Source organism: Roseomonas sp. WA12, from assembly GCF_054165765.1.
In genome coordinates, this window is record NZ_CM135108.1 from 3,469,175 (window position 1) to 3,486,863 (window position 17,689).

General features: G+C 65.9%; 10 protein-coding genes. 6 read left to right on the top strand and 4 right to left on the bottom strand.

Features of this window, described 5'->3' with window-relative positions:
- Positions 1 to 172 precede the first annotated feature (172 nt).
- Both ACVBD7_RS16570 and ACVBD7_RS16575 read right to left on the bottom strand, forming a co-directional pair.
- The gene (locus tag ACVBD7_RS16570; RefSeq protein WP_458094335.1) at positions 173 to 7,471 is read right to left on the bottom strand and encodes an SdrD B-like domain-containing protein; all 7,299 of its coding nucleotides are present in this window, start codon (positions 7,469 to 7,471) and stop codon (positions 173 to 175) included.
- Positions 7,472 to 9,080: 1,609 nt separating this feature from the next.
- Complete coding sequence (locus ACVBD7_RS16575) at positions 9,081 to 9,767, bottom strand: FkbM family methyltransferase (RefSeq protein ID WP_458094336.1); 687 nt, start codon at positions 9,765 to 9,767, stop codon at positions 9,081 to 9,083.
- 387 nt (positions 9,768 to 10,154) lie between these two features.
- Between ACVBD7_RS16575 and ACVBD7_RS16580 the strand changes: the two genes are divergently transcribed.
- The 6 genes from ACVBD7_RS16580 to ACVBD7_RS16605 all read left to right on the top strand — a co-directional run bounded on the left by ACVBD7_RS16580 (position 10,155) and on the right by ACVBD7_RS16605 (position 16,224).
- Complete coding sequence (locus tag ACVBD7_RS16580) at positions 10,155 to 11,384, top strand: amidohydrolase (RefSeq protein ID WP_458094337.1); 1,230 nt, start codon at positions 10,155 to 10,157, stop codon at positions 11,382 to 11,384.
- A gap of 271 nt (positions 11,385 to 11,655) precedes the next feature.
- Positions 11,656 to 12,489 (top strand): polysaccharide deacetylase family protein, encoded by an 834-nt coding sequence (locus ACVBD7_RS16585; protein WP_458094338.1) that lies wholly within the window; start codon positions 11,656 to 11,658, stop codon positions 12,487 to 12,489.
- 44 nt (positions 12,490 to 12,533) lie between these two features.
- Positions 12,534 to 13,307: an SDR family NAD(P)-dependent oxidoreductase gene (locus ACVBD7_RS16590; RefSeq protein WP_458094339.1), complete on the top strand. Its 774-nt coding sequence runs from the start codon at positions 12,534 to 12,536 to the stop codon at positions 13,305 to 13,307.
- Positions 13,300 to 14,070 carry an SDR family NAD(P)-dependent oxidoreductase gene (locus ACVBD7_RS16595; RefSeq protein WP_458094340.1) on the top strand — a complete coding sequence of 257 codons (771 nt, stop codon included), beginning with the start codon at positions 13,300 to 13,302 and terminating at the stop codon, positions 14,068 to 14,070. Before ACVBD7_RS16590 ends, ACVBD7_RS16595 begins: the two co-directional genes overlap by 8 nt.
- Before the next feature lie 23 nt (positions 14,071 to 14,093).
- Positions 14,094 to 15,689, top strand: a complete 1,596-nt coding sequence (locus tag ACVBD7_RS16600; protein WP_458094341.1) for an ABC transporter substrate-binding protein — start codon at positions 14,094 to 14,096, stop codon at positions 15,687 to 15,689.
- A 325-nt stretch (positions 15,690 to 16,014) separates the two neighbouring features.
- Complete coding sequence (locus ACVBD7_RS16605) at positions 16,015 to 16,224, top strand: hypothetical protein (protein WP_458094342.1); 210 nt, start codon at positions 16,015 to 16,017, stop codon at positions 16,222 to 16,224.
- 60 nt (positions 16,225 to 16,284) lie between these two features.
- Here ACVBD7_RS16605 and ACVBD7_RS16610 read toward each other — a convergent pair whose 3' ends face one another.
- Complete coding sequence (locus tag ACVBD7_RS16610) at positions 16,285 to 16,503, bottom strand: hypothetical protein (RefSeq protein ID WP_458094343.1); 219 nt, start codon at positions 16,501 to 16,503, stop codon at positions 16,285 to 16,287.
- Between the two features lie 165 nt (positions 16,504 to 16,668).
- The gene (locus ACVBD7_RS16615) at positions 16,669 to 17,115 is read right to left on the bottom strand and encodes a CsbD family protein (protein ID WP_458094344.1); all 447 of its coding nucleotides are present in this window, start codon (positions 17,113 to 17,115) and stop codon (positions 16,669 to 16,671) included.
- Between the last annotated feature and the right edge of the window lie 574 nt (positions 17,116 to 17,689).

Consider the following 17,689-nt stretch of genomic DNA (forward strand, 5'->3'; position numbering starts at 1 on the left):
GAGCCGGAGCATCGCGATGGTCGGCGCCACTGTCGCTACCCTTAGCAGCTAGCCCGCTCCGCAACCGCGGCCTGGTTCGAGCAACCAAAGTCGAACCAGGCCCTCTCGGGAGGCCCCTCGCGTCAGGCTACGCCCTCCGCGAGGGGCCTTGAGCTACGTGCACTCCTGGCGGTTAGACGTTGTAGTCAGCGATGGAAACAACCACGCCGGCTGCCGAGAAGCCGATGATGTCAGCCGTTCCATCCCCTGTCACATCCGCCAGCTCACGCGGGTAGCCATCGTTGCTGAGCCAGCCGCCCGCGGCATTGCCCTGGCCGAAACCGCCGAGCTTCAGCGTGGGCGTGCCGAACCCGCCATCAGCCGTGGCAAGCGCCACCACCACGCCATCGCCGCTGAACCCGACGATATCGGCGCGCCCGTCCCTGTTCACGTCGGCCAGCTCACGCGGGTAGATGTCATTGCTGAGCCAACCGCCGGCGACGTTGCCCTGGCCGAAAGCGCCGAGCTTCAGCGTGGGCGTGCCGAACCCGCCATCAGCCGTAGCAAGCGCGACCACAACGCCGGCGCCGCTGAACCCGACGATATCGTCGCGCCCGTCGCCATTCACATCCCCCAGCTCACGCGGATAGCCATCGTTGCTGAGCCAACCGCCGGCAATGTCGCCCTGACCGAAAGCGCCAAGCCTCAGCGTGGGAGCACCAAAGCCGCCGTCTCCCGTGGCAAGCGCGACCACAACGCCGGCACCGCTGAACCCGACGATGTCGTCGCGCCCGTCGCCATTCACATCTCCCAGCTCACGCGGATAGCCATCGTTGCTAAGCCAGCCACCGGCGATATCGCCCTGGCCGAAGGCGCCGAGCCTCAAGGTGGGTGCACCAAACCCACCATCAGCCGTGGCAAGCGCGACCACAACGCCGGCACCGCTGAACCCGACGATGTCGGCGCGACCGTCCCCGTTCACATCGGCCAGCTCACGCGGGTAGCCATCATTGCTGAGCCAGCCGCCCGCGATGTCGCCCTGTCCGAAGGCGCCGAGCCTCAGCGTGGGAGCACCGAAGCCGCCGTCGCCCGTGGCGAGTGCAACCACCACGCCGGCTCCGCTGAACCCGACGATGTCGGCGCGACCGTCCCCGTTCACATCGGCCAGCTCACGCGGGTAGCCATCGTTGCTGAGCCAGCCACCCGCGATGTCGCCCTGGCCGAAGGCACCGAGCCTCAGTGTAGGAGCGCCGAAGTTCGCCTCGCCGAGAAGCTCGGCTACCGAGTAAGCTCGTTGGCCGAACTGGAACACCTCCACCTCGCTCGTGGTCTGAGTTCCAGACCCGCTGGTGAGGATGATCGTACCGTCCGCACCCATTCTGGCGGAGACGGTGCTGCGGTCAGCGCTGTAGACAAGGCGGTCCGTGCCCGCCCCGCCGAAGATACGGTCATTGCCGTTGCCCGAGGCGAACACATCGTCACCGTCGCCGCCGCTGAGGACATCGTTGCCATCATCGCCGCGAAGGATGTCGTTCCCAGCGCCGCCGTCGAGCGTGTCATCGCCACCGTCGCCGTTGAGGATGTCGGCCCCGATCCCACCGAGGACGCGGTCGTTGCCGTCACCAGCAAAGACCGTGTCGTTGCCGTCACCGCCGACGACCACGTCGTCGCCTGCGCCGGCATTGACAAGGTCGTTCCCGGCCCCGGCATCGATCGTGTCGTTGCCGCTGTCGCCAACGACGGTGTCGTTCCCGATTCCGGCCAGAATGGTGTCCGGCCCTCCGGTCCCAACGATGTTGTCATCGGTATCGACGATGGGCCGCGTATCGGTCTGGCCAAAATACGGTTGGGATACAGCAATGCCGACCCCGGTCTGGAAGGTAGCGGCCCAGTTCTGTGCCAGGACCGGCACGACCGTGTCGCCACCGACGAGGTTGCCCGGCGCGTTCACCGTCGAGAGCACAAAGCGTACGCCCGCGAGCGGGCCCGAGGGATCCGCCCCCTGGAAGACGCCATTGTTAGCAATGAAGCCGGCGTCCTGGCCGAGATAGAGGGCCATGCGGCCGTCATTCGTCCTCTGGATCACCTCGAAGCGCTCATAGCCGTAGATGGTGAGGGTGTCGCCCTCGCCCGGGTTGAAGTCCAGCAGGAAGTCCACCCCATCGCCGGCCTGCCAGACGAAGGCGTCCGCTCCCCCATTGCCCTCGAGCTGATCGCCGAGAACGACGCCCGTGACGCGGCCATTCGCATCGAGCCTGATCCGTCCGCCGTCCTGGCCGCCGATGACGATGTCGGTCCCGTCAGCGCCCTGCAGCGTGTCCGTCCCGGCTCCGCCCGCGACCAGATCATTCCCCTGGTTGCCGGTCAGGATATCCGTGCCGGCACCACCGAAGAGGAAGTCGTCCCCGCCTTCGCCCTGCATGTTGTCGTTGCCTGGGCCGGCGATCAGGATGTCGTTGCCGTTGCCACCCTCACCGATATCATCTCCGGCACCGCCGATGATGATGTCATTGCCTTCCTGGCCCTGGACGTTGTCGTTCCCGTCGCCGCCGTCGAGAACGTCGTCGCCGTTGCCGCCGTTGACCGTGTCGATGCCGGTACCGGCGGAGATCGTGTCGTTGCCGCCAAGGCCGTTGAGGTTGTCGTTACCTCCGTTGCCAACGATGATCTCGCCGTTCGCACCGCCCGGGTAGCCGTTGGCCGTGTCGTCCAGGATGATCGTCGGCGCATAGGCGGGTGACCGGTTCACGTTGAGAACCAGCCCCACGCTACTCCGCAGGTCCACACCGCCGTCGCCAAGCGTGACAAGGAGGCTCGACACGCCGGTCGAGCGGTCGGCGTCGCTGTCCAGTCCCTCATTTGTTCCCTGATCCTGCAGGGTAAAGGCGGTGTCGATAAGCGGTGCAAAGCCGACGCGGTATGTGCCGGCATCCAGCCCGCGGAAGCTGTAAGCGCCGGAGGCATCAGTGACGGCTGTCGGGCCCAATACCTGGCCATCGGCACTGAGCAGCCGGACGGCTACCCCCTGCAGCAGTTGCTCCCCGCTGTCGCGCACGCCATTCGCATTGCTGTCCAGCCAGGCAGTGCCGCCGATCTCGCGCGGCGGCGCGTAAAGGCCGGCAGAGATATTGGCCACCGTCTGCCCCGTTCCGACAGTGATCGGTGCGGTGCGGCCGGTCGTCGGGTCGACGTCGCTGTCGACCGCCTGGTTGCTGCCCCGGTCCTTGGGGCTGAAGCGCCCGCCGAACGGCGAGACGAAGGCCACCTGATACGTTCCCGGCGCGATCCCGGAGAAGGAATAAGCGCCGTCCGCACCGGTGTTCGTCGCGGCAGCGATCTCACCGGAGGCGTCGATCAGTTGCACGGCGATGCCGGCAAACCCACCCTCGGCATTTCCGCGGATACCGTTCTGGTCCAGATCCGTGAAGGCGGAACCGCTGATCGTGGCCGGGCGGTAAATGCCTGCCGCCACGTTGGTGACGATACCGCCGGAGAGGAGGTTGATCGTCCCGCTCAGGCCACTGGCAGGATCGACGTCGCTGTCCACGGCGTCGTTCGTGCCCTGGTCCCGCGCGGTGAAGACGCTGCCGGCCGGGGGAACGAACTGCACCTGGTATTGGCCGGGGGTCACGTTGCTGAACCCGTATGCCCCGTCGGCCCCCGTGGTCGTGGTCGCTGCCACATTCCCGGAGCCGTCCAGCAGTCGGACCGTGGCGCCAGCCACGCCCGCCTCTCCGGCGTCGCGCAGGCCGTTACCGTTCTCGTCGAGGAACAGGACGTTGCCCGTGCCGGTCGAAGCCAGGTTGAAGACGCCGGCCGAGATCGTGCCGACGGTCTGGCCCGAGATTACGGTGATCGGGGCGGTGAGGCCCGTGGAGGGATCGGCGTCGCTGTCGATCGCGTCGCTGCCACCCCGGTTCTGGGCCGTGAGGACGGTCCCGTCCGGCGCGATGAACTGCACGCGATAGGTGCCGGGCGCAACGCCTGTGAAGGCGTAGGTGCCGGAGGCTGTGGTCGCGGTCGTTGCGACCACGGCCCCGCTCTGATCCACCAGGCGCACCGTGGCGCCGGCAGAGCCGCTCTCGCCCTGCCCGAAGAGGCCGTCGCCGTTTGTGTCGGCAAAGACTGTACCGCCGATGCGCACCGGCGTGTAGAAGCCCGCGGCGACGTTGCTGACGGCCTGGCCCGAGGCGAGGGTGATGAGGGCGGTCTGGCCCGTGGTGATGTTGGCGTCGCTGTCGAGGGCGTCGTTGTTGCCGCGGTCCTGCCCGGTGAACACCGTGCCGCTGGGGGCGGTGAACTGCACCTGGTACTGGCCGGGGGCAAGGCCCGCGAAGCTGTAGGCGCCGCCGCTCTCGCTCGTGGTCGTGGCCACGACCGCGCCGTCCGCGTTCAGCAGCCGGACGGTGACCCCCGCAGGCCCGGTCTCGCCGGTGCCGCGCAGCCCGTCGCCGTTGCTGTCGGTGAACAGCGTGCCGCTGATGCTGGCCGGCGTGTAGACGCCCGCCGAGACATTGGCGATGGCCGCACCCGAGGCGACGGTGAGGCTGGCGGTGCGCCCGGTGCCCGGGGCGGCGTCGCTGTCGAGGGCGTCGTTGTTGCCCTGGTCCTGGGCGGTGAACACCGTGCCGTTGGGCGCGGTGAACTGCACGGCATAGGTGCCGGGCGCAACACCCGCGAAGCTGTAGGCGCCGCCCGTGCCGGTGGTGGTGGTCGCGGCCACCGTGCCGGCGGCGTTGATCAGCTGCACGGTGACCCCCGCAGGTCCGGTCTCGCCGGTGCCGCGCAGGCCGTCGCCGTTGCTGTCGGTGAACAGCGTGCCGCTGATGCTGGCCGGCGTGTAGACGCCCGCCGAGACATTGGCGATGGCAGCGCCCGAGGCGACGGTGAGGCTGGCGGTGCGCCCGGTGCCCGGGGCGGCGTCGCTGTCGAGGGCGTCGTTGTTGCCCTGGTCCTGCCCGGTGAACACCGTGCCGTTCGGGGCCACGAACTCGACCTGATAGGTGCCGGGCACGAGGCTGCCGAAGTTGTAGGTGCCGTCGCTGGCGGTGGTCGTCGAGGTGACGAGGGCCCCGGTCGTGTCCAGCAGGCGCACGGTGGCGCCGGCCACACCGGTCTCCCCGGCATCGCGCAGGCCGTTGCCGTTGGCGTCGAGGAAGACCACGTCGCCGGTGCCCGAGGTCACCGGCGTGTAGAAGCCCGCGGCGACGTTGCTGACGGCCTGGCCCGAGGCGAGGGTGATGAGGGCGGTCTGGCCCGTGGTGATGTTGGCGTCGCTGTCGAGGGCGTCGTTGTTGCCGCGGTCCTGCCCGGTGAACACCGTGCCGCTGGGGGCGGTGAACTGCACCTGGTACTGGCCGGGGGCAAGGCCCGCGAAGCTGTAGGCGCCGCCGCTCTCGCTCGTGGTCGTGGCCACGACCGCGCCGTCCGCGTTCAGCAGCCGGACGGTGACCCCCGCAGGCCCGGTCTCGCCGGTGCCGCGCAGCCCGTCGCCGTTGCTGTCGGTGAACAGCGTGCCGCTGATGCTGGCCGGCGTGTAGACGCCCGCCGAGACATTGGCGATGGCAGCGCCCGAGGCGACGGTGAGGCTGGCGGTGCGCCCGGTGCCCGGGGCGGCGTCGCTGTCGAGGGCGTCGTTGTTGCCCTGGTCCTGGGCGGTGAACACCGTGCCGTTGGGCGCGGTGAACTGCACGGCATAGGTGCCGGGCGCAACACCCGCGAAGCTGTAGGCACCCCCCGTGCCGGTGGTGGTGGTCGCGGCCACCGTGCCGGCGGCGTTGATCAGCCGCACGGTGACCCCCGCGGGCCCAGTCTCGCCGGTGCCGCGCAGCCCGTCGCCATTGCTGTCCGTGAACAGCGTGCCACTGATGCTGGCCGGCGTGTACAGTCCAGCGGACAGACCGGACACTCTCTGCCCATTCACGAGGCTGAAGCCGGCAGTAAACCCCGTGGAAGGTGCCACGTCGCTGTCGACAGCGTCGTTGCTGCCCTGATCCTGCACTGTGAATACTGAGCCGCTCGGCGTCACAAACTGCACTTGGTAAGTGCCTGGCACTGCAGTGTTCAAGCTGTATGCGCCGCCCGCACCCGTGGTGGTGCTCGCCACAACGACTCCGAGCGCATTGACTAGGCGGACGCTGACGCCACTTACGCCCACCTCATCGGTCCCGAACACGCCGTCGCCGTTCGTATCGGCGAAGGCCACGCCGCTGACCGAGGCTGCCGTGAAGACGCCGGCCGAAATGTTTGTCGCCGACTGCCCCGAGGTCAGCGTTATGGGAGCCGTGAGCCCCGTGGCGGGCGTTACGTCACTATCGACAGCGTCGTTCGTGCCCTGGTTCTGCGGGGAGAAGATCGTGCCGGCAGGTGTTGTGAACCGAACCTGGTAAGTTCCCGGAACCTGGTTCGCGAAACTATAGGCGCCCGTCAATCCCGTGAGTGTCGTCGCCACAACCGTTCCGGCCGCGTTCAACAGCTGCACTGTCACGCCAGCTGCCCCAAGGTCTGCCAGCTCACGAATGCCGTTCGCGTTCAGGTCTGAGAAGGCAAACCCGCTGATCGTGACGGGCACATAGATACCAGCATTGACCGCGCTGCTACTTCCGGCGGCAACGGCGATGGTCGCAACACCCGAGTTGTTGACCTGGCTGCCAGACGTTCCGGCCGCCGTCGGGGAGAAGCTGTTTCCGGAGGGAGGTACAACCGATACGGAGTAGCTGCCCGCCGCGACATTATTGAAGCGGTATAGGCCGGTCGAGTCCGTCACATCCGTGCTGACCAGGATACCGTTCGAATTGAACAGGCGCACGGTTACGCCACTCACGCCGGCGTCGCCGCTTCCATTGGTGCCGTCTGCATTGGCATCAAGGAAAACAGTACCGGACAGTGTCGCCGGCTGCGTATCGAAGCCGATAGTCTTGCCCGTACTTGTGGTCGCCGTGACAACTGTGGGCGTCCCGTTCTGACCTGGTGTCGTCGGAACATTCGATGTGGCTGAGGCAACCGAGCTGAACTCGAAGGCCGGAGTGGTCGCCGTCAGCACCACCCTTGTGTAGGACAGGTCGCCGAAGTTGATGTTCGCGTAAACGGAGCCGTCCGCGCCCTGCGAACCATTCGGGTTGCTGGAAATGCTGCTGCCCGTAACTCGGTAGACCAGAGTGCTACCGTTGTAGAATTCGACGATGTTGTTGGCGTCGGCAGACCCCCAGAGTATCCCGAAGTACTTCTGCGGTGCAGCGTAGGAGATCGTGATACCGGCACCGGGCTCGGCCGCCAGATAGTTGCCAGCTTCACCATATGGCGTCGCCGCGGTCCCGCTCGTTGTACCCTTATAGACGCCCGAGGTACCGCTGAAAGCGATGCTGTTGCCAGACCCGAAGCTCAAGGTCTGTGACGTCACGAAGCCGTTGCTCGTGGAAGTGCCGAGATTCAATCGGGTAACATTGGAGTTCTCGGGGCTTCCGGAGAGGGACGTATCCACCGTGACGGCCATCACAACCTCTGAAAGAGTGCCAAAAATGAATACAACCTTAGCGAGTGTAGTAAAATAGGTTAGCGGAAACTTTTCGGTGATCGTGTCGCCGAACGACCGAAGTCGGGCTCACCCTCGGAACGAAGTGACAGTAAATCTGACCCATCCCACTTAGTAGGGATGTGATTTAGCTGAGAAATTTTACCCGAGATCAAAGCCGAGGCGCGTTTGGCGCACCCCCTTACCCAGCTAAATTCGCTCGCCGCGAGACGCTTGTGGGTAGCCTTCTGGGTCACACAATCCGACTTCCAGTCCAATCAGGATCTAGAGCAGCGGCAAGCCCTCGTAAGGTGTCTCAGGCGGCCGGGTGCAACAGCGGGCACGACAGTGGCCGCAGTCTGCCCGGCAGCCAGTTGCCTAATCTGTCCGTGTCGGAAGTCGTCGGTGGAGACTACAGAGTAGTTCCGTCAGGATTTCGTCAGCGCCTGTCAGGCCTTTGCTGCTGGCAAAAACAGCAAGATCATGGATCACTTCGATGACTTGCTGCTGGCTCAGCTTCTCACCAGGCCTAATGAAGGTCTTGGTCCCGACTTCCATGCCATCATCCTCCCTGACTATTCGCTTGTTGTTTCCCGAGAGTACATGCCTCGAGTACGCCACCCCTTTAGCAGGCCAGCAGAGATAGCGTTTCATGCGCAGAGATGTTGCGCAATGTTAATCAGCAGGCTTCGCGCAGGGAAGATGCACTAAATTTTGAAACAGAGCCGCGCAGGAGATGGACCGCAACCGGTCGCAGCGGCGGCCCTCAGCTGGGAAGTGCATGGCTGGCCGGGCAAGCTGCCTTTCGGCACTGCCATGGGCTCAGGCCAGCTAGCGATACCTTAGTTGAGGCTCGCCTCTCCCGGCATCTAACCTGACAGGTCAAAGCAGCCGACCCAAATGGGCGAGGTGCGTAGACAGATGGCCAGCCCTCTTCAGATCGCTCCATACAGCGGCGACGTGAACCGAGAGGCCGAGCATCGTGCAGAGTTCGCAGCGGCGATGGAGGCCGCCTGCCTGGGTATCCTGACGAAGGGGTTGCTGGGCACAACCAACACAGACTCTTACGTCGATGCTCGCCACCCCTCTGTGCTTCAAACGTGCTTTGGTCAGGCCCTACAACGTTTCCCTTGACCCACACTTTTAGGATCACATTCCGGACCACCCCGGCTTGCGTCCTCTTCGGCGGCAATGAGGCACCACGATCCCACGCCGAAAAGTGTCCGCTTCGCGCATCCACACAGAGACGCGTGAGCTCTAGTCGAGCGCTATCGGAACTCGTATTCCTTGTCGGTCACAAATTCCTTCCGATCGACGTTCTTGCCGCCACCCACATAGCAATCGCGACGTAAATCCAGACTAGCTCCGATCGGGCCATGTCTGCCCGTCTCAGTCGGCGGCAGCACGCCTGTGCAGGACGCGCGTTTCAATCAACTTTAAGCCTCCTGCAGGAAGGAAGCCTTCCGAATCAACTCCCCGATATTGTCGTTGCTTAAGGCTTTGCGAAACGTCAGTAGCAATAGGCTTGTGCTGCTACGACATGCTGCTGCGAGAGAAGGCCCGCGTAGCTGAACAGCTGCGTGTGGCCAGATCATAACTTCTGACGCGACTTCCCAAGCCTGTCGACGTGAATCACGCCAGCCTGACAGGTCTGCAAATCGATACAGAAGCCCTTCATGTACAAATTGCGGATCATCCTGTCGGTCTTGTCTCTGCCCATTTTCCGGTAGTGGGTCTCCATGACAATGTGGTCAATGCCATCAAGATCCGCATTGCACAAAATGTCTATTTCCGCGCCTTCTACATCCATGACCAGAACGTTGGCCTGGAATTCAGCCACGACATCCTCGAGGACCTGGATTTCAACTTCGATTGCTTCGCCGCGCTTCTTTTTCAAGCTGTTATTGTTTAGCTGATCACCAACGTAGAATGGAATTGTCTTGGTTCCAGGGGATGTCATGGAACGAGGAAGGAGCACTTTGTTGGTGAGCTTGATGGGTAAACCGTTCAGTTCAAAATGATGCCTGGCTAGTCCTGCGGCCACAGGGTTTGCCTCAAAACTCATGATGTTCTCTGCACCCACAATCGATGCAGCCACCATGGCGACGAAGCCAGTGCAGGTTCCCATCTCGATGACCCTGTCGCCGGGCTGAAGCACGTGGCGTGTGATCCGGGCCTCATGATTCTCGAACCGCTCCCTCCGGAAGGATTCGGCCATTTCTGGCGTTACGAGCGGATGCCCAATGTCGATCTTGAGCCCGGCGGACATGATGATCATTGTCGGTCCTTAAGCAAGCGCATTGCCATGCTGGGTAAGGAACAGCGCTCTCCCATTAAGCCTGACACGCGACGCCTCACCTCCTCAAGAGCTCGAAACTGCAGAACCATTGCTGCCTGCGATGTGCAGTTTGTCCTGACAATATCTCCAATCGTATGGCATTCGCGTTTCCGAGTCCGTAGTGATGCAAAAAGGCTGACAATCTTCCTTCACGCATGACGCTTGGCCTAGCCGCTTGACGCGTGACACGGTCATGACAGGCAGGCTGCCGAGACGGTATTTGCGAGGAGTGCGCGAGCCATTGTCCGGATTGCCGGGCACCTCGATGGTCGGGTGTCTTCCGTGCCAGGTTTGCCTGCAAAGACCAGCAGGAAGTCCAACACAATCATGACCGCCGAGTTCTGCGACACGCTCCTGACCAACCTGCGCTTGGCTGATGGCGGACCGGACGGGCGCCGCATCGCCATTCGCGGCGGACGCGTCCTACAAGTCGTCCTGCCGAACCAACCTGATCCCAGCGCATGTCAGGTGCTGGACCTGCAAGGTGATCTTCTCCTGCCAGGACTGGTCGATGGGCATATGCATCTCGACAAGACTTTGTCCGGCCTTCCCTGGGTCCCCCATCAGGCCGGGCCGTCACGCATTAGTCGTATCGAGACGGACCAGCGGCTCCTGCCCTCCTTGCCGCTTGATACGGAAGCGCGCGCGGGCCACCTCCTGCGCCGCTGCGTTGCGAATGGCACCGCGCATATACGGACCCATGCTGACGTCACGCCCGCCTTCGGCCTGACGGCGCTCGAAGGCGTGCTGCGTGCGCGGGATGCACATGCCGATGCGGTGACAGTGCAGGTGGTTGCCTTCCCCCAGGCTGGGGTGATGCGCGCCGGCAGCGCAACGGTGCTGGATCTGTTGGGCGCAGCGCTCCGGGCCGGGGCCGATCTCGTAGGTGGCATTGATCCCTGCGAGGTCGATCGCGATCCGAAGGGCCAGCTGGACGGCATCTTCGCCCTGGCCGAGCGGCACGGGGTGGGGGTGGACATCCATCTGCACGAGCCGGGTGAGATGGGGCTGTTCAGCCTTCAGGAGATCTGCGCCCGGGCCAAGGCGTCCGGAATGCAGGGGAAGGTCACGGTCAGTCACGGCTTCTGCCTGGGCGGCATCTCGGAATCGAAGCAGAAGGCCGCTGCGGAAGCGATGGCCGCAGCAGGCGTCTCGCTGGTCACTCACGGGGCGGGCAGCGCGACGATGCCGCCCCTGATGCTGCTACGCCGCGCCGGCGTCCGCGTCTTCTGCGGCAACGACGACGTACGCGACACCTGGAGCCCCTACGGCACTGCCGACATGCTGGAGCGAGCTTCCGTGATTGGTTGGAGGGAGGACCTTCGCCACGATCACCTACTGCACGAGCTGTTCGCCATGGTGTCCACCGACGGCGCGGCCGTCCTTGGCATCGAGGAGCACGGGATTGCGACGGGTGCCCCCGCGACCTTCTTCACACTACCGGCCCAGGGCGTGCCGGAGGCGATCGGCAAGCATCCGCCGAGGCACCTCGTGTTTCACAAGGGCCGGATCGTGGCGGCGAAGGGCGAGTGGCATGCCCCGGGCGGCCCGTTGTGAGACGGATATGACTGGCGCACGGAACTCGCGAGCGACGCTTCTGAATTTTGACGCCCCGGAGAGGATTGGGGTCCCGGTCCTGGCGCTACTCCAGTCCTATGCAAAGTCCGCTTTCTGGAGGCGCGTAGCTGATACCAACCCTGCGCAGGATGCCAGTGCTTGGTCGGTCACCGGCTCCATGCTCCTCGCCGGGTCGGCCCGGTGATCGCCTTGCCCAGGGTGGGAACGTTCAGCATCATAGCATTCGGCTTCACTCGTGAGGGCCCAATCCATGCCGCGCCACATCGCCTGCCTTTCCTTCGACTTCGATACCTGGTCCGGCTTCGCCGCCCGCGGGATGATGACGCCCACCCCTATCTCCCGCGGCGAGTTCGGCGTGGTCGGTGCCGGGCGGATCCTTGACCTCTTGGGCAGCCGCAGCATCCGGTCCAGCTGGTATGTGCCGGGCGTTGTGATCGAGACCTATCCGGAAGCCTGCGCGCGCGTCATCGCCGGCGGCCACGAGATCGGCCATCACGGCTGGAGCCATGTGCCGCCCGCCGACCTGCCGGCGGACCGTGAGGCCGAGGAGTTCGAGCGCGCGATCGAGAGCATCCGGCGGCTGACCGGCCAAGGCCCTGCCGGCTATCGCTCCCCCTCCTGGGATATCAGCGACCGCACGCTCGACCTCGCGATCCGGCATGGCTGCCGCTACGACAGCAGCATGATGGGCCATGACTGCGAGCCCTGTTTCGCCCGGCGCGGCGACAAGGTGGCGGTCGATGCCCCAATGGTCTTCGGGGAAAGGACCGATCTCGTGGAGATGCCGATCAGCTGGTCGCTCGACGACCATCCCCACTTCGAGTTCTTCCGGGTGCAAGGCGCGATCATGCCGGGCCTGGCCAATGCGAATGCGGTGCTCGAGAACTGGGTCGCCGATTTCGAGTACATGCGGCGCACGGTGGACTGGGGTGTGCTGACCTTCACCTTCCACCCCTATGTCATCGGCCGTGGCCACCGCATGCTAATGTTGGAGAAGCTCATCGACACACTCCGCGGCATGGGCGCGGAGTTCCTCACGCTCGATCAGGCGCAGCAGGCGTTCCGGGAGCGGGTCGCGGGCTGAAGACCTCCATGCGGCATTCCCCTCTCTCGCGGATGGCAACGGCGATGACCGGGGAAGGAGGGGCCGCGCGCTTTTCGGGGCGGACGGCGCTGATCACGGGCGCGGGTTCCGGCCTCGGCAGGGCCACGGCCATTCGGCTGGCGCGGGAAGGCGCCATCCTTATTCTGTTCGACCGGGATGCAGCGGGGCTGGCCGAGACGGCATCGCACTGCCCTGACGTCAGCGCCCTAGCGGGCGATGTCACCTCCGCCACCGATCTGGCGCGTGCGGCCTCCGTCGTTCCGGGCGGTCGCCTGGACATGCTCGTCACCGCCGCTGGCATGCTCGGCCCCGCCAAGCCCGTTGAGGAGGTCTCGGAAGAGGAATGGGACCGGCTTTTCGCCGTGAACGTGAAGGGCACCTGGTTGGCGGTGCGCGCCTGCCTGCCGTTGCTGCGGGCGGCGGAGCGCGCCTCCGTCGTCACCTTCGCCTCCACCGCCGGCCTTGCCGGCTCGGCGACGCTGCCCTCCTACTCCGCCAGCAAGGGTGCGGTGGTGATGCTGACGCGCAGCCTGGCCGTGGCGCACGCGCCGGAAGGGATCCGCGTGAACTGCGTCTGCCCGGGCTCCATTGAGACGCCGATGCTGGAGGCCACCTTCGCCTCCGCCGGTGACGAGACGGCGCGCGCGATGCGGGAAGCCGCCTTCCGCGCCCGCCACCCGCTCGGTCGCTTCGGAACGGCCGAGGAGGTGGCGGAAACCGTGCTCTTCCTCCTGTCCGAGGCGGCGGGCTTCATCACTGGTGTCGCGCTGCCGGTGGATGGCGGTCGCCTTGCCTGAGGCGCAACGCCTGCGCGGCCGCGCCGCCATCGTCACCGGTGCCGCGCGCGGCATCGGTGCCGCGACGGCCCGGCGGTTCGCCGAGGAAGGCGCGCGGGTCCTGCTGACGGATCGGGAGGAGGAGGTCGAGGCGGTAGCCTCCGAGATCGGCGGCGTCGCGCTCCGCCTGGACATCACGGAACCCGGCGCCGGGGAGAGGCTGGCCGCGGCGGCACTGGGCGCCTTCGGCCGCCTGGACATCCTCGTGAACAATGCCGGCATCGGCGGCTCCCGCGCGCTGGCCGACAGCGACGACGCCCTGCTGGATCGCATCATCGGGACGAACCTGACGGCGGTGCTGCGCATCACCCGCGCCGCTCTGCCTCATCTGCCCCGGCCGGGCGGGCGGATCGTCAGCGTCTCTTCCACCTTCGGCCTCGCGGGCTGGCCGGGCACCACCGCCTACGCGGTCGCCAAGGCGGGCGTCGCGCAGCTCACGCGCCAGCTGGCGGCCGAGCTCGGGCCCGATGGAATCCTGGTGAACGCGGTGGCCCCCGGCGTGATCGAGACGCCAATGACGGAGGCCCGCCTGCAGGACCCCTATTACCGGCGCGCCGTGCTGGAGGTGGCGCCGCTGCGCCGCGCCGCCCGGCCGGAGGAGGTGGCCTCCGTCATCGCCTTTCTCGCCTCGGAGGATGCCTCCTTCGTGACGGGCCAGGTGATCGCGGTGGATGGCGGCTGGCTGGCCGCGCGGCACGCGCCCCCGGACGAGAACGGGGCCTGACCGCGCAACGAAGGAGGCGGAGCATGCGTATCGCAGGACGGTTCATGGCCCTCGCGGGGGCCGCGGCGCTGGCCCTGGCCTCGCTCCCGGCGCTCGCGCAGGAGAGCCGCCCGCTTCGCCTCGTGCTGAATGTCGGGTTGCAGAACCTGGACCCGATCTCCAGCCCCTCCTTCGTCACGCGCAACTTCGCCTACATGGTCTATGACACGCTCGTCGCCATGGACAGCAAGGGCGAGGTCCGCCCGCAGATGCTGGAGAACTGGCAGGCCAGTGACGACCGGATGGCCTGGACTTTCCGCCTGCGCGACGGGCTGGAGTTCAGCGACGGCATGCCCGTTACGGCCGAGGACGCCGCCGCCTCGATCCGGCGCTGGGGCGCGCGGGATTCCATCGGCCGCCGCCTGATCGCCGCCACGCGCGACATCACCGTCATCGATCCCAGGACCTTCGTCATCCACCTCTCCCAGCCCTTCGGCTGGGTGGTGGAGGCGCTGGGCAAGCCGAGCGTGCATGTGCCCTTCATCATGCCCGCGCGCCTGGCCTCCGCCACCGCCCCCACCGCGCAGGTGCCTGAGGTGGTCGGGTCCGGCCCCTTCCTGTTCGAGCGCGAGCAATGGATCGCCGGCGAGCGCGCGAGCTTCCGCCGCAACCCGCGCTATCGCCCGCGCGCCGAGCCGGCCGACGGCCTGGCCGGCGGCAAGGTGGTGAAGGTCGAGCGCGCCGAGCTGATCACCATGACCGATCCCTCCACCCGCGTGTCCGCGCTGCGGACGGGCGAGGTGGACTATCTGGAATACGCGCCCTTCGACCTGCTCCCCCTCCTTCGGCGTGACCGCAACATCGTCATCGCCCGCGCGGGAGGTGTCGCGAACATCATGGGGGCGGTGAGCGTGAACCACCGCCAGCCGCCCTTCGACAACCTCCTGGTCCGCCGCGCCCTGCAGCAGGCACTGGACCGGGATGAGGTGCTGGCGGGGCTCGGCCTGCCGGATGGCGTGGGCCAGCCCGGCTGCGTCTCCCTCCTCATGTGTGGCACGCCCTTCACCAGCGAGGCCGGGGGCGACTCCATCCGCAGCCCCAGCCTGGACCGTGCTCGCGCGCTGCTGCGCGAGGCGGGCTATGCCAACCAGCGCGTCGTCATCGGCCAGCCCGCCGATTCCATGCTGATCAACCCCGCGGCGCTGGTGGTGATCGACCGCCTGAAGCGCGCCGGTTTCAACCTGGATATCGTGACCGCGGATTGGAGCACCCTTGCCCAGCGCTGGGTGCGGAATGACGCGCCGGAGAACGGCGGCTGGAACCTGCTGCCCGTGGTCTATACCGGCTTCGACATGGCAAACCCGCTGAGCAATCCGGGGATCGGCTACAACTGCTCAGGCAACCAGCCCTGGAACTACTGCGTGCCGGAGATGACGCCGGTGCTCGAGCGCTTCGCGGCCGAAAGCGATCCGGCCCGCCGCCGGGAGCTCGCGGCTGAGCTGCAACGCTTGGCAACAGAGAATGCCACCTTCCCCATCACCGGGCAGTTCGCGAGCCCCGCCGCTTGGCGGTCAGAACTGCGTGGAGTGATCGACTTCGGCTTCCCCGTGCTCTGGAATATCGAGCGTGCCGGGAGATAGGGAACGGGGTGCCGGGGAGAACCAGATGAGCGGGTGCTGGGGTCCAGGGTGCTTCCGAGGACCGGTCAGGTGACGCAAGATGGATCCAGCCAGCTGCCCTCGGACAACTGGCCCGGCGCTCGACGGCCACCTCTCTGTACAGACCGGATCGTATGAGAGGGCTGGCCAATAAGATGCGGTAACCAGAGCCGACACTATGCGGGCAGAAACGCCGTAGAGCCCGCTGCTGCAAAAATGATTGCAAGTCGCTGCCGAGGCAGCGGTGCAGCAGGAACTTTTATGCTGTTCCGCGTATAGTGGGCGGAGCATCAGGACACCGCCGGCCATGAGCGACGAGTACATGAACACCCAGGGCGAGGCGCTCGCCCAACACCTGCGCCTTACCGACGGCAAATCCGGCTATGTCGAGGCCACCGCCGACGGCTTCCATGTGCATGTCCGCAAGAAATGGGCTGGCAAGCAGATCACCAGCTGGGACGGCATGCCGGTCGAGTGGCATGAGAATGTGGGGTCAAACAAAGCAGCCAATCGCTGACGAACGGCCGCCTCCAGTCGGCCAGATGGCGTCCGCTTGCCAGCACTTGCAGCAGCGCGCTCAACCAGCAGGTTTTGAGGGCGTCGTTCCATCATCGTCGCGCCTCGGATCGGCGCCGTCCTTGCCCGATCCATAACCTTCCTCGGTCCGTTCCATCGATTCCTCGATTGACTGTTCCGGGGCGTCCCGATGCTTGTCTGCTTCCTTGTCCCAGCTTTTCTCGCTTTTCCGGGCAGCCTCTTCCCAATTGCCGGTCATGGGCTTTGTCTTATCGTCCACGGGCTCTCTTCCTTATTCGGCAACAAGGCATGTGATTGGAAGGTAGACGCTGCCGAGACTGGCAGACCGGCGCATGGCGTGTCACGAAGCCGACACCATCGGAACCGCTACCACACCATCGCCATAGAGCACTGGGCCCCGTGGCGATGGCGTCACACAGATGGCTCAGACCCAGTCGCGCTGGTACCAGGCCTTCGGCTCCGGGGCCGTGACACGACCCACCAGGAAGGCGAGCACGGCGACAAGGCCGACCGTCACCATCGGGTATCCGCGCACAACGTTGGAGGCGCCTTCGGCACCGGCAACCACGGCATCCCGCGCCTCGCGGCCGTAAGCCGAAGCCTTGCGCCCGACCTGATCGAGCAGCGGCCCCGTCCCTTCGTCCAGCGCACGGCTGGCCCGTTCACCCAGGTCGGACGCCTTCTCCGACACGTCGCTGGCCATGTCGCGCACCGCGTCCTTCGCGCCGCCAACGGCGTTCCGGACGGTCCCAGCGACCTTGTCGGCCGACCCTTCCGCCTGCAGCTTGGCATCCCCGGTCACGTTCCCGGCGGCCGACTTAATGCTTCCAGCCGCCTTGTCAGCCATGCCGCCAACCCGATCCTCGTCCATGATAGCCCTCCTGCGCGTTGCTAGGGGGCCGCAGCGAGTATCGCCGCGCCCCCTTGGGCAGACTTAACGAAGCTAGCCATCAAAGGTTATGCGCGTGGGCTTCCGAGCCGGTGATGCCTCTGCATCACCCCAGTGGTGGGGGTGGAACCCTGACAATTGCCGGTCAGGGTGGCGCGGGAGAGAAGCGCCGTCGCCCGGGCCTGCGTCGCTCTGCTGGCCTGGAAAGTGTGGCGGGATTCGCCATGCCCGCCGCGCTACAGCCGCCCTACCCTGTCACCTCTCCTCGTGAAGGTCCCGTCCAGCTACAGGGGCAGGCCCCCGTAACCTCCAGGTAGCGGGAGTGGGTAGACGGCGAGATACGCCCCTGCCCCAAAGCCCAGGATCAGCGCCACCAGGGGCAACAGGACGACCGGCCAAGCCCACCAGGCCCCCCGACCGTGCAGCGCCCAGGCGGCCGCCGCGCCTCCAAAAGCCAGGAGGATTGGGACAAAGGAGAGCAGGACCCCGCCAAGCCAGAACCCACCTGCGTCATATCGACGGAGCGCGGCCATATCGTGCCGCAGGGCATAGTCAA

Coding starts and splice junctions, on each gene's coding strand:
- ACVBD7_RS16590 (WP_458094339.1), top strand. CDS start 12,534: ATGACCGGGGAAGGAGGGGCCGCGCGCTTTTCGGGGCGGACGGCGCTG.
- ACVBD7_RS16570 (WP_458094335.1), bottom strand. CDS start 7,471: ATGGCCGTCACGGTGGATACGTCCCTCTCCGGAAGCCCCGAGAACTCC.
- ACVBD7_RS16585 (WP_458094338.1), top strand. CDS start 11,656: ATGCCGCGCCACATCGCCTGCCTTTCCTTCGACTTCGATACCTGGTCC.
- ACVBD7_RS16580 (WP_458094337.1), top strand. CDS start 10,155: ATGACCGCCGAGTTCTGCGACACGCTCCTGACCAACCTGCGCTTGGCT.
- ACVBD7_RS16600 (WP_458094341.1), top strand. CDS start 14,094: ATGCGTATCGCAGGACGGTTCATGGCCCTCGCGGGGGCCGCGGCGCTG.
- ACVBD7_RS16575 (WP_458094336.1), bottom strand. CDS start 9,767: ATGATCATCATGTCCGCCGGGCTCAAGATCGACATTGGGCATCCGCTC.
- ACVBD7_RS16615 (WP_458094344.1), bottom strand. CDS start 17,115: ATGGACGAGGATCGGGTTGGCGGCATGGCTGACAAGGCGGCTGGAAGC.
- ACVBD7_RS16605 (WP_458094342.1), top strand. CDS start 16,015: ATGAGCGACGAGTACATGAACACCCAGGGCGAGGCGCTCGCCCAACAC.